At 34.4% G+C, this 12981-nt stretch carries 16 protein-coding genes; 1 reads left to right on the forward strand and 15 read right to left on the reverse strand.

All coding sequences use genetic code 11. The features are described 5' to 3' along the window. Positions 1-40: 40 nt before the first annotated feature. The 15 genes from BXU10_RS18820 to BXU10_RS18890 all read right to left on the reverse strand — a co-directional run bounded on the left by BXU10_RS18820 (position 41) and on the right by BXU10_RS18890 (position 12132). Positions 41-1510, reverse strand: a complete 1470-nt coding sequence (locus BXU10_RS18820; protein WP_078229080.1) for a nicotinate phosphoribosyltransferase — start codon at positions 1508-1510, stop codon at positions 41-43. A gap of 5 nt (positions 1511-1515) precedes the next feature. Next, on the reverse strand, positions 1516-1830 hold the full coding sequence (locus BXU10_RS18825) for a hypothetical protein (protein WP_078229081.1): 315 nt from the start codon (positions 1828-1830) through the stop codon (positions 1516-1518). 24 nt (positions 1831-1854) lie between these two features. Next, positions 1855-2793 carry an ADP-ribosylglycohydrolase family protein gene (locus tag BXU10_RS18830; protein WP_078229262.1) on the reverse strand — a complete coding sequence of 313 codons (939 nt, stop codon included), beginning with the start codon at positions 2791-2793 and terminating at the stop codon, positions 1855-1857. 1 nt (position 2794) lies between these two features. Next, complete coding sequence (locus tag BXU10_RS18835) at positions 2795-3526, reverse strand: metallophosphoesterase family protein (protein ID WP_078229082.1); 732 nt, start codon at positions 3524-3526, stop codon at positions 2795-2797. Positions 3527-3560: 34 nt separating this feature from the next. Continuing rightward, positions 3561-4163 (reverse strand): macro domain-containing protein, encoded by a 603-nt coding sequence (locus BXU10_RS18840; RefSeq protein ID WP_031455087.1) that lies wholly within the window; start codon positions 4161-4163, stop codon positions 3561-3563. A 9-nt stretch (positions 4164-4172) separates the two neighbouring features. Beyond that, positions 4173-4721, reverse strand: coding sequence for an RNA 2'-phosphotransferase (locus BXU10_RS18845; protein WP_078229263.1), 549 nt, complete (start codon positions 4719-4721; stop codon positions 4173-4175). A 1-nt stretch (position 4722) separates the two neighbouring features. Then, complete coding sequence (locus BXU10_RS18850) at positions 4723-5568, reverse strand: RES domain-containing protein (RefSeq protein ID WP_078229083.1); 846 nt, start codon at positions 5566-5568, stop codon at positions 4723-4725. A gap of 3 nt (positions 5569-5571) precedes the next feature. Then, entirely contained in the window at positions 5572-6105 is a 534-nt protein-coding gene (locus tag BXU10_RS18855; protein WP_078229084.1) for an NADAR family protein, read from the reverse strand. A gap of 10 nt (positions 6106-6115) precedes the next feature. Next, positions 6116-7198, reverse strand: a complete 1083-nt coding sequence (locus tag BXU10_RS18860; RefSeq protein ID WP_078229085.1) for an adenylosuccinate synthetase — start codon at positions 7196-7198, stop codon at positions 6116-6118. A 149-nt stretch (positions 7199-7347) separates the two neighbouring features. Next, a complete protein-coding gene (locus BXU10_RS18865) occupies positions 7348-8217 on the reverse strand; it encodes a hypothetical protein (protein WP_078229086.1) in 870 nt (289 codons plus the stop codon). Positions 8218-8219: 2 nt separating this feature from the next. Further along, positions 8220-8555: a hypothetical protein gene (locus BXU10_RS18870; RefSeq protein ID WP_031455095.1), complete on the reverse strand. Its 336-nt coding sequence runs from the start codon at positions 8553-8555 to the stop codon at positions 8220-8222. A 90-nt stretch (positions 8556-8645) separates the two neighbouring features. Further along, on the reverse strand, positions 8646-9464 hold the full coding sequence (locus BXU10_RS18875; protein ID WP_078229087.1) for a TIGR02452 family protein: 819 nt from the start codon (positions 9462-9464) through the stop codon (positions 8646-8648). Beyond that, positions 9461-10288 (reverse strand): ribose-phosphate diphosphokinase, encoded by an 828-nt coding sequence (gene prs, locus BXU10_RS18880; protein WP_078229088.1) that lies wholly within the window; start codon positions 10286-10288, stop codon positions 9461-9463. Before prs ends, BXU10_RS18875 begins: the two co-directional genes overlap by 4 nt. Before the next feature lie 74 nt (positions 10289-10362). Further along, a complete protein-coding gene (locus BXU10_RS18885; RefSeq protein ID WP_078229089.1) occupies positions 10363-11055 on the reverse strand; it encodes an NUDIX domain-containing protein in 693 nt (230 codons plus the stop codon). Positions 11056-11232: 177 nt separating this feature from the next. Continuing rightward, complete coding sequence (locus BXU10_RS18890) at positions 11233-12132, reverse strand: LysR family transcriptional regulator (protein WP_078229090.1); 900 nt, start codon at positions 12130-12132, stop codon at positions 11233-11235. A gap of 84 nt (positions 12133-12216) precedes the next feature. Here BXU10_RS18890 and BXU10_RS18895 point away from each other — a divergent pair, with 84 nt between their 5' ends. Further along, positions 12217-12981, forward strand: a complete 765-nt coding sequence (locus BXU10_RS18895; RefSeq protein WP_078229091.1) for a type 1 glutamine amidotransferase domain-containing protein — start codon at positions 12217-12219, stop codon at positions 12979-12981.

A 12981-nucleotide genomic window follows, 5' to 3' on the forward strand; every position in this document is an offset into this window, starting at 1 on the left:
ATTTTTAAGGATGGACTTTTTTATAACCGGATTGTATTATTTATGCTTCGATACTGATTCCTGTACTAACACGGATTCTAATATCATTTAAAGACTGATCAATTAAAAGTTTCCCGTCTCTGAAAACTTCTTTCAGTTCACCTTGTTTTTCTTCTTCCCATGAAACATTGTCTGTTAAATGATAAACACCGTCAACCAAATCAATTTTCATCAGTCCTTTAGCTGATTTTTTAGTTCCGTCGTCTGTAATTGGATCTTTGAAGATCGCTCTTCCTTCGCCATCAACTTCTCCGTAAGTCGCTTTCATGGCAAAACCAAAAGTATCCCTTGTATTGTATTGATACGTGAAAGATCCAATTCCTAAAACCACATTAGTAGAAGCGAATCCTTTTGCTTTTAAACGCTCACAAATCTGAATCGCTCTGGCAACTGTAATACTGTCGCCGTAAATAGCACCAATTTGCGGAACTAATTCTTTAAAACCTTTCTCATTTATGCTTCCGCCAAAAACATCCCAGATAAGTTCGATAACACCTTTCTTTTCCTGTTCTGTTTTACCGTTCGGGTTTCCGCAGATGATATCCACCGGATCACCGCTGTCAGGACGAATAACTACTTTTCCTTCTCTTGAAATGATTTCTTCTTTTAAGCGCGGTAGATAATCGGTTAAAACTTTCCACAAATCCCAGGTATCAGAAACGATAGAAACAATTCCTTTTGGATATACTTCTGTAATTAATCTTTTGAAAGTTTCACATTCGCCTTCCGTAGTTCCCATACACATTACAGAATGCTCAGTTGCGGCAACAGAACCCGCGATTAATTCGGTATCTGAATTGGCGTTGTAATATTCTTCGAAGAAATCAATTGCCGGAATGGTATCAGATCCTGTAAAGCTCAGTAAATGTCCGGCTGCAGAGGTTAAAGCCGCTTCTATTCCACCCATTCCCCGCATAGAGAAATCATGTCCCTGCCAGTTGACAAAATCAGGAACTGATGATGTTTCATCAGCATATTTGTCTAATACTTTTCTATATTCCCTTGCAATGGTAGCAGAGTTACAAGGCAGCCAAATCACCGCAGAAAGCAAGGTTTCAAAATAATTGGTCAGCCAGAAAAAGTCCGGAATCGTATTGTACATCGTAAACATGGGTACTCTTAATGGCACACTCGCACCTTCCGGCAACGCTTTAAAAACCATTGGAATGTATCCTAAATCATGTAAATCCTCAATATGTTTGGTGCCTACCTGGTTTTCTCCCAAATAATTATTGATTCTTCGGGCGTATTTTTTAACCACTTCCTCTTTTGGCTGTTTAAAAAAATACGTATCAAAATCATGAATAATGTATTTTTTGATAAAATACTGCAATCCGAAAAACACAACTTCTTCAAGACCTTCGATTCTTGATTTTCTTGGTGTCCAGTTAGAATATACTAAAGTAGTTTTGTCCGGGTATTGCCTTCTGTGGTCAACTTTGTAACCGTCGGTTAATAATAGTGGGTTCATATGTTTTATTGTTGTTTTAAATGTTCATGTAATATGTCAAATTCTAAAGATAAATTCAGATATTCCTGGATCCAGTCATTTTGCATTGAGATTTCCTGAAAAGTTCCTGTGGGTGCAAATAAATATCCCAAATACTCTAAACCTTTTTTATCGTTATTTCTCAGCAAATTATCAATTTTATTTATTTCGGCAATTACTTCTTCTGCCGAATTATAATTTGTCCACAATAAATCTGTATCAGGTGTAATTTTAGATTTAATTACTTTCAATAGTTTTATTACAGTTTCCCAATCATCAAATCTATCTTTCTTTTTTATCATGTTCCTGACCAATCATTGTGTTTATTATATTAACTTTTCTGATAATCGTTTTGCTAAATTTTTTATGTCATTGGTTTTTACCAAATTTTCAATCCATTTTTTAGGGATATTTTCGATTCCATAATAAATTCCTGCCAGGCCTCCGGCAATAGCACCGGTTGTATCTGTGTCTTCGCCGAGATTAACTGCTTTTAAAACCGTTTCTTCATAAGAATCCGAATTCAGAAAGCACCAAATACTAGCTTCTAAACTATGTAGCACATAACCAGAAGAATGAATTTCGTCTTCCAAATATTCTGAAATATCATTTTTCAGAATTCTGTCAAATAACTGAATTTCTGCAGAATTAAACTTTTTATCTTTCAGAAATACCGAAACCGTATTTTTCATTTCGATATAAGCTTCGAATTTATCTTTCTCTTTTAAAATTTCCAAACAATAGATCACGTAAATAAAGCAGGCAAATATTGATCTGAAATGTGCATGCGTTATAGATGAAACTTCTTTGACTTTTTGGAAAATTACTTCAATATCATTTTCTTTTTGAAGATAAAAAACCAACGGCAAAATACGCATTAAGGATCCGTTTCCGTTATCACTTTCAGAAAATCCTCCGCACAAATCGGGTTGATGTCCCTTTGCGATATTAAGAATGGCATGTCTCGTTGCAATTCCGATATCGAAAACTTGTCCGTGTGGTGTCCATAATTCTGCTGTATACCATTTAACGAAGTTCCTTGCGATATCATTTAAATCATAGCCTGAACATAAACTTTCTGCCAAACAAAAAGCCAAAGAACTATCATCGCTCCAGGTTCCGATTGGCTGATGATGTGTTCCAAAACCAAACATTTCGGTAACCGGATTTTGTTTTAAATACGTTCTCGACTTAAATTCAACCGGAACTCCTAAAGCATCACCAACAGCTAAACCGAATAAACCTGATTCTATTGTGTTTTTCATTTTATTTATTTCTTCCTTTTTCATTTGGATAAAACGTCTGTACTACATCACTCTGCCAAAATTCTTTCGTTTCAACTTCAATACAAGTTAATTTTCCATAAAAACCTGCACCCGTATCAATATTCCAGACATTACAACCCTGCATTGGAATTTCTATATCATAATGGAGCGTTGGTGTGTGGCCGATATAAATGTCATTAAAAAGTAATAACCTTTTTGGGTATAAATTCGAATCTTTTTTAATTCGTTTATCCATTGTCAGCGCCATTTCCCACAACGTTCTGTCCCATGAAAAATTGGTTTGATAATGTTCTTTTTCTGGTCCGTGCATCGAGGAAAATCCGGCATGAATGAAAAGGTTGTTATTCTCATCAACAAAATAATCTTTCATTTGATTAAAGAATTCCAGATGTTTCTCCTTTTCAGAAATATCAATATTCTGATAACTTTCTATAGTCGATTTTCCGCCATGCAAAAACCAAATATCATTTATTACATCTTTTTCTAACCATTCCTGGCACCATGCATCATGATTTCCTTTTATAAAAATGCATTCCTGTTTTTGGGATAGCCTGATAAGAAATTCAATAACCTGTGCCGACTCGCTCCAGCCATCTACATAATCACCTAAGAAAATCAGGCGGTCAGTTTCAGATAAAGCGATTCGGTTCAGCAACTGAACCAAAGCTTTTAATCCTCCGTGGATGTCTCCAATAACTAAAGTTCTCATTATGTTTATTTATAAATGAAGTAATTGTCTTTGTTACTTAATAATCCCAAATTAGTCCTTTTTCGTTTAGTCTATATTGGTACTTTTGGGTATCGCCGAAAGTTTTATATTCTTTGTAATTTCTATTTATAATTTCATCATAAGCCAAAAACATTTGGTTAGAAGCAATATGAAAAGGCATTCTTCCGCATCCGGTACATAAACCCGGAATTGTGACTGTTTCTATTTTAGGATTATTTATACAAGCTATCAAAATTGCTTTCATAGCCAGAAAGGCATTTACTGAAGTTGCAATATTAAAGCTCATTGGAACTCGCATAGTTGGAGCTGAGATTAAAAAAGGAACCTCACTATCTCCTGTTTCTAATGTGATTGATCGTCCAATTAAGAGTTCTCTTTCATCAAGTTGAGCAATTTTTGCTTGTAGTTCATCCTGCAGATGCCATCCAAATCTTTCTGACAAATGCCAATCTAAACCGCCGTCCATGAATCCAAATGAATTTGCCGGACTTACAACTGCGTCAGATTTTATTTTTGTAATATCTCCTTTTATTATACTGAGATTCTCACATTCTGAAAAATCATTTCTCCATGAATTGCCAAGTTCATCTTCTAAGTAAACCAATTTTATATGCAGCATATTTTTAAATTAAAATTGAATGTATTTTGCCGGAACTTCATCTGTCAGCCAGACATTGTTTTCGGATAAATAAAATTTAAAACCGTCTCTATGCATTTCACCGGTTTTAATTTTAAGGATTTGAGGAACTCCTCTTCGGCTTCCTACTTTTACTGCAGTTTCTTTGTCTTTTGAAAGATGTACATGCTGACGGCTCATTTTTTTCAAACCTTCTTTGCGGATACTTTCCATAAACTTTCCAACTGTTCCATGATACAAATATTCAGAAGGTTCAGTTTCGGCCAAATTTAATTCAACTGAAATCGAATGTCCCTGACTTGCACGGATTTTGGTTTTATCATCGTTAAAAGCAAAACGCTTTTTATCGTTATTCTCTACAACGTAATCCAAAAGTTCAGCCGTCATTTTACTCTGGCTTCCCTTTTTATTACATTTTATGATTAATTCTTCTACATCTGCCCATCCGTTTTCGTCTAATTTTAATCCGATAGTTTCAGGCGAATGTCGCAGCACCAGACTTAAAAACTTGCTGACGCTTTTTGCTGTTTTTTCATTCATTTTACTTTTTCCATTTGATAATATTGTCATCAGAATTACTAATTTCTGATTCAATCTTTTCAACTTCTAAATATTTTTTATCCCCTATTCTCTGCATTTTTATCCGTTGTGCTGCATAAAACTTCATTTTTTTGTCTACAACTGTAGGTTTTAAAGCCAGATTGAATCCTTCAGTTGAATACATTGTGCTTGGATATAAAACACCTTCAACCTCCTCTATTGATAATGCATAATTCGTAAAAGCAGAGGTGATTTTATAATGGTTCGAGTTTTTTTTAATTGGTGCAGAAAATTCTGTTGACAAAAACTGAAGTAACTCTCTAACCATAAAAGCATTTTCATCATTCTGAGAGTCTATTAATTCTTCAAAACTTTTAACACACTGATCAAACTCTGCATGTTGCCCTTTTGTATTTTCATTAGTTAATAAATTAACTAACAGGATATCTTCAGTACAAATCCAAACACCAGAAGTAATATATTCAAAATCTTTTTCTTCATCCTCTCTTACTACAGAATTAGTTTCCGCAAATGATACTATTGCATTATCTGAACAATAAAATACGGATTGACCAGGTTCATTAGCTCGTCCAAATTTCTTAATATTCTGAATATCTTTGCGATAAGAAAGTTGATCAGAATTTTCAAAAAAATCTTCATTTTCTTTATGCACTCTGCTCCTAACAAATTTTGTTCCTTTACGATAAATTGTAACCGGAAGTGGAAATTCAATAGAATCTAGTATATTCTTAATATAAATATAGCTTTCAATTGATTCTTCTTCCTTTACAGATAATAACAATTTTAGCAAATTATCTAATTCTTTTTTATCTAAAACATCTTCCATAACTCAAATTATTTTCAATTCATCCCTAACTTCCATCAAAGCAAAACCCAAAAGATTCAAACCTCTCCATTTCTCCGGATTCATAACATCTTTATGATCGCCCGCCATTCCAATTCCCCAAATGGGATCTACCGGACTGGCTTCTACCAAAACTCTTTCTTTTGTATTTAATAAAAAGGTTTTCAAATCAGTATTTTGACTGAATTTGTGAAAGTTTCCTTCTTTTACAATTTTATATCGGTTTTCTAACCAGATTTTGTCATCGTAGTTTCTAACTTCTCTGCCTAATTTTTTGGCTTCTGCAGGAGAATCGGCATTGAGGATTTTTTCTAAAATTTCCTGATCTTCAAATAATTCAGCTTTCTTGGCCATCATCCAGTGTTCGGCAGTTTTATAAGTTACTTTTTCTACCTTAAAAGAACTTAACCACCATTGACTGAAACAGGTTTTGGTAATTTTTTCGTCTTTTTTTGGCTGATGTCCCCAGAAAAATAAAAACTTACTTTCCGGAGCTAGGGTATCTATAGTGTATTTCATTTTTCTCTTTTTATTGAAACAAAGAAGTAATCTCTTTAAAATCTTTTGAATCAGGTGAAAATGATCCGTAGATTTCATTGAATTCTGTTGTGAGACTTTCAAACTCATAATCCTGCTCCAGCTGATCCATACAGGTTACAACCAAATTTCGTTTTGCCATTGGGCTGTAAGCTGCATCGAGTTTTAGAGCATAATTTAAAAGTTCATAATTTAGACTTCCAAGACGTAAGTGTTTTTGGTATTCGTTAAAAACACAGGTTTCTTCTTCGTTGTTTTTTAATTTAATTTCTCCTTCATTCGTCATCCAACCTTTTCCGTGTCGGGTTGCATAACTTCGGGTTACGTAATAAATGGCTACATCTTCAATTTTTAGTTTGTTACAAATTTCAATCGCATTTTTTGAAGTTGTATTGGCATAGGTTACATTCGGAAAAATACCGTGATCCATGTCGAGCAGAATTCCCTGACTGCCTTCAAAAATCATATTCTCATATTTTGAAAGGAACGTGTAATCAACAATGTTCCATTGTATTTTATCGATTGCTTCCAGATATTGACCGACTTCTTCGTCAATTTCACTTTCGTTTAAAAAACCATAATAATAGGCGATTTGGTTTAGTTTTTCTAAAAGCATTTCACGGGGCGCAATCAAATCGATGGCAAACAATTTATACGGGCCTTCGTTTCTTTTCATGGTAGAACCAATGCCTTTTCCGCAGGTTCCGTTTTCGATGTTTCGCACATTTCCTCTGTTGTGCCAGACATCGAAAGGGGTTGTGATTTTTGCTAAAGGATGAATGTACAAATTCAGATTAGCGTCTTTTTCTTTTAATTCTTCTCTTTCATTATATAAAAAAAGCGGATGAATGGTGCAATGCTCGCTGTAATAAGACGGAAGTCCACGAAGTGCGCCGCTTGCAAAACTCGAATGCACATGTTTTTTATCACCAATCATTACGGTATGTGCTGCCTGTTGTCCTCCTGAAAACCGAATAACTATAGATTCAGGATTTTGCTTCGCCAGAAAATCTGTTGTTATGCCTTTTCCTTCATCACCAAATCCTAAACCTATAACTATTTGAGCTGTTTTCATTTTGTTCTTATTTTAATCTCGCAAAGTCGCGAAGCCGCAAAGTTCTTTTCAAACTTACTTTTTAATTAAAAATCTTTGCGCCTCTGCGTCTTTGCGAGTAAATTTATCCTTACTGAGAAAACTTTTAATCTTGCAAAGCCGCAGAGTTTTTAAAGCATTTGTATATTATCTAAACCTGTACTTGTTGCATCAGAAACTGGTATTGTTCCTAAGCCAGAACTTTTATGTTTATCACAAATTATCCTGGTAATGATATTTGGAATTTCCCTGTGATCTTCGATAGACAAACAATTTTGCCCCAGTAATTCTTTCCACGCCACATTGGCTCTTACTGCCTGATCAGAATGTAAAACGCTGATATGGTATACATCGTATCGTTTTTGTGCTTCCTGTAATAATTCAAGATGCGTGTATGTTTGCTGTTCGGCTCCCATAATTTCCTTTATGGCTGATGCGGGAAGTGTCGGCAAATTTGGCTCATCACCTACGGTAAACAACAATCCTTTTTGACCTCTTTTTTCGAAAGCATCGGTTTTAGTATGGAAAGCTGCAAAATACCAGGCAAGAAGATAACTTTCGCCGGCGTTTCCACCTCCTCCGGATTCAATATACGTTCTGGTTAACCACATGTCCAGCTCTTCGTCTCCAGATTCAAACTGACCAACCTGAAGCGGATATCTGTCGCATTCGTGATCGCCAATTCCTAAGAATAAAAGCGCCGGATCCGGAACGCCGCCCTGAATAATTCCGCCCATCAATTTTGGCAATCCTTCTTTGATCAGTTCGTGTGGAATGTGACCCATACTTCCCGTAACATCCAGTCCTAAAATAATCGGAACTGAATTGGGATGCACTTCAGAATCTCTGGCTTCCCGAAAAGTAATGCCATTCGGATTCATAGATTCATGCGCCATTCGTAAAGAATTCTGCGTAAAAATTTCACTTGCAGATTTTTTTCCATAACCTGCTGCTTCTGCTCTGCTCAAACGAGCTCCTAAATCATATCTTGTACCTCCCATGACTAAAATGTTTTACCAAATAAATATTCGAATCGTTTTTTTGTCACTTCAAACTGAATATTTAGATTTCTGATTGTTAATGATAATTCCATGTCTTTCTGAACAAAAGCTTCCGGCTGAAAATCGGCAAAAGTCAGACTGTTTTTATCCAGTGGACTAATATCAATTAATCCTTCTTGTTCTCTTTCGAGTCTTTTGATTTTTAATTCAATATCTTCGACTCTTCTTCTGTAAATTAATTCAGAATCCTCACCAATTGTTTTGGCTCTGTCTTCTCTAATCTGATCATTGTTTCTTTTTAAAGATTCAATAAATCTTGGTTTTAAATCGTCGCTCATTATCTTTTGGTTTATTGTTAATAGTTTGTTGTTTCAGGTTTTCTTTGTTTCAAGTTACTGTTTAGAACGTGAAACCTGAAACTTTTCAACTTAATTTAATATCTCTTCAAATTGTTTGAAATTGGATTTCTTTTCAGAATTGTCAAATATGGCAAAGATTATTTTTTTAAAAGCACCTGCATATTTTTCTGTAATAATTGCTTTGAATAAATGTGCTACATCTTTGGGTTCATTTCTAAAAACGCCACAACCCCAAGCTCCCAAAATAAGTGTATCGCTTTTTTGTTTTAAAGCTATTGCCAACACTTTAGCCATCCTTTTTTTGAAAATATCTTCTGTTTCAGCAATTTCTTCTTTTCTGTTATGTTGCTGCATCGCACCTTTGTTTGGTGCTGGTGCGGTAATCATATCTACAAGAAATGGTTTTTCAAAATAATTTCCATTGTCATCATTCCAAAACAAAACATTCGGACTATAAATCATGTAATCTGAATATAAAAACGAGGACTGATTTCTATTAAAATCGTACATCGTTTTGTCTTTGATTTGTGTTGCATAAAGGTTTGAAGATCTCGCCAGACTTTCTTCCTGAGCAGAAGCTCCTCCTAAGAACCCACCACCCGGATTTTTTGCAGAAGCAAAATTCAAAACGCAGATTTTACCATTTTTCTCCTTAACAATTGCTTCAATGGTTGAACAATTCTTTATAACAATTTCTGTTTCAAACTTATTTTCGATTGGTGTTTTTAAGATTTCATTCCAGTCATTTGGTGCAATTGTAAATGTATTTTGTATGGAATCTTTGAGTTCTTTTTCTACCGCAATCTTTTTTCCTTTATATTCATAAAAACCATTCTGTATGATTTCTAATGTTTTATTTGCTATTTCTACTCTATAATTTTTATTCATAATTCTAATTTTACGACCTGAACATTTTCACCTTCAAAATCTTTAAAAGAGTTTGTTGTAAAAATGACGTCGAAGCAATTTAAAACTTCAAAACCTTTATTAAAGATTCCGTGGCTTACTGCTAAGTATAGCTTTCCGGCGTTTTTCTTTTTAAGTTCTTCGGCTAATCCTACGAAAGTTCCTCCTCCGTCGCAGATATCATCTACAATTAAACAATCCATTCCTTGCAAATCATCATTGTAAACTTTAAACCCAGACAATTTTCCGGTTTTTACGTCACGGCTTTTACTGCATTCTACAACTTCAACTCCGCCTAAGAATTCAGAAACTTTATAGATTTTCTTCAAAGCGCCACCATCGGGAGAAATCAATTTTACGTTTTCGCCAATTACCTTTAAAACTTGTTGGATAAAAGTATGATTCGGAATGACTTCACAGTTGTTTACCAATGCCGGAGTAACTTCAGAGTGTGCATCAAAAACATAAACTTTATTTAATTGAAGCGTATTTATAATATCCGCATACACTTTTACAGATAAAGATTCTCCTTTTATCATCACACGATCTTGTCTTGCTGCCGGGAAATACGGAATAAAAAGATCAATGATTTTAACGTCCATTCTGCGTAAAGCATCAACAGTAATACACAACAAACCTAAATCGTTGAATGAATTTAACCGGTGTGTGATGGTTACTTTTTGATTGTGATCAAAATCAGGATTGATTTTAATATGTGGTTCTCCGCCAGAAAAGGTAAAACTTTGAAACTGTATTTCTTCCTGGTTAAGGATAGGAGCGAATTTTGGGTCTAAATTTAGTATCATAGTATTGTAGTTTGCGTTATTTATACGCAAATGTAGAGTTTAATTTTGAATAAACAATTTATTTTGTGTAAAAATTACGCAAACTTTATTTCGAAGTGAAAGCCTTTATTGGTTAATTCGTTATATTTCAATTTGTTAAACTTAAAAAGTTTTGCCGGACGTCCGCTTTTTGAGGATCCAAATTGTTCCGTTTCTTCAATGATTTCAAAGCTTAATATTTTTTTTCTGAAATTTCTCCTGTCAATTTCTTTCTCTAAAATGGTACAGTATAAGTTTTCAAGTTCAGAAAAAAGGAATTCTTTTGGCAGTAAGTCAAACCCAACCGGTTCATAAGTAAGTTTTGCTTTTAGGCGTTCAATAGCCTTTTTTAGAATACTGTTATGATCAAATGCTAAGCTTGGAACCTCATTAATTTTGAACCACTGTGCATGTTCGGCATCAGAATCTGCTTTGATGGTTAATTTGGAAGGATCAACCAGAGCAAAATAGGCCACAGAAATCACACGGTTTCTCGGATCACGATATACATCATCACCAAAAGTAAAGAGCTGTTCAAAATAAGTTACGGTAACATTGGTTTCTTCTTTTAATTCTCTTTTTACTGCATCCTGCAACGATTCGTCATTTTTGACCAAACCGCCAGGTAAAGCCCAATATGATTCCTGAGTACCAAATTTCTGCTGTATCAAAAGGACATACAATTGGTTGTGCTGGTAGCCAAATACAATTGCATCAACAGCTACTCTGATATTTTGAATGTTAGTCATATTCTAAATGCGTAAGATTTACACAAATATAAAGTTTTATATTTCTTACGCTGAGCAATTTAAATTTTAACCCATAAAAAAATTGGGATAAACCTGATTTTGCTATAGAACAAATTTAATGTGCAATAGAATATCCATGCTCATCATTTTTGATGATTTTTTTTGAAGCAATGATTTTTAAGTAGATAAGGCTATTCTAACTTCGTTGGCAATGGTGTCAAAAAAAGTCTTTAGGTTGTTGTTTTTAGCAGCCAGTAAATAGACATATTCTTCAGGTACGTGAAAACTATTCCAAACCAATTGTAGTTTGTTTTGCTGAATAAATTTTCTCGCATTGCAATTCCACGTTACGGCGACACCAGAATTTCTAGAGAGCATTTCCAGCATTTCATATTCTGACGGAATGATATAATTGGGAACCATTGAAGGTCTTTTTTTGTGAAAAGCATGCAGCCAGAATAGTTTTATATGTGGAATCCTGGCGTCATGAGAATACCATTTTTGTTCGTTTAGCCATTGTTCTGCTCCGGTAAAATCATCTGACTTGAGTTTCTGGCGAAATTCAGTAATATCTAAATTCGTTGGTCCAACCATCACCAGTTTAATTTTAGCAACCGTTTCTTGAATCGTATCAAACGTATCATATTTTTTAGAAACAATTGCAAAATCAAGTTTTTTAGAATCGACTAACGAAAAAAGAGTATCATCGTCGGCAAAAGTAAAATCGATTAAATCAAATTTTGCAATTAAACTATTTCCCACACTGCTGAAAAGATGTTTCGAAATACCAACAGAAATTAATCGTGTGGCATCTTCAGCTTTAGCCCTAAAGGTAGTTTCTACATTTTCAAGACGATCAAGTGCGTCTATTATTAAGTTATTCAGTAACTTAGCATACTCGGTTGGTTCTACCCCTTTAGACTTTCGAATAAATAATTTGTTTCCAACATGGGCTTCGAGCATAGAGATCTGCTGACTAACTGCCGGCTGACTCATAAATAATTCCTTTGCAGCGATAGAAAAGTTTCCATTTTTATAAACTGCTTTAAACGTTCTGTACCATTCCAGATTTACCATGATATAGTTTTATTTATAACAAACATAGTTTATTTTATTTTTACAAATATCACATAAGCCGTAAATTTGTTTAAAATTAATCAAATGAACAAAATAGCATTATTTGCGATAATCGCTTTCACAGCAGGTAGCATTTCGACTACTGCTCAAAAATTAAATAAAAAACAGATGAAAAAAGTATTATTTGTGCTTACGAGCCATGACAAATTAGGAGATACAGGTGAAAAAACAGGATTTTGGACAGAAGAATTTGCTGCTCCCTATTATACGCTGATAGATCAGGGATATATTGTAGAGATTGCAAGTCCTTTAGGTGGTCAGCCGCCAATTGATCCAAAAAGTAATGATCCGAGTGCTGCTACGGAAGACACTAAACGTTTTGATGCAGATTTAGCTTTACAGGAAAAGTTAAAACATACGCATAAAATTACAGATGTGAATCAGAAAGATTTTGATGCAGTTTTTTATCCGGGTGGTCACGGACCAATGTGGGATTTGGCTGTAGATCAAAATTCTATTGCTTTGATTGAATCTTTTTACAATCATAAAAAACCAGTAAGTTTTGTTTGTCATGCACCGGCAGCATTAAAAAATGTAAAGATTGATGGTTCTTATCTGGTTAAAGGCAAAAAAGTTACCGGATTTTCAAATACCGAAGAAGAAGGTGTTGGATTGACAAAAGTGGTTCCGTTTTTATTGGAAGATGCTTTGAAAGCCAATGGTGGTGAATATTCAAAAGGAGCTGATTGGGCACCTTATGCCTTAGAAGACGGTTTGTTGATTACAGGTCAAAATCCGGCTTCATCAAAACTGGTAGCTGAAAAATTAATGGCACAATTAAAAAAATAA

It is taken from the genome of Flavobacterium sp. LM4, assembly GCF_002017935.1.
GTDB lineage: Bacteria > Bacteroidota > Bacteroidia > Flavobacteriales > Flavobacteriaceae > Flavobacterium > Flavobacterium chungangense.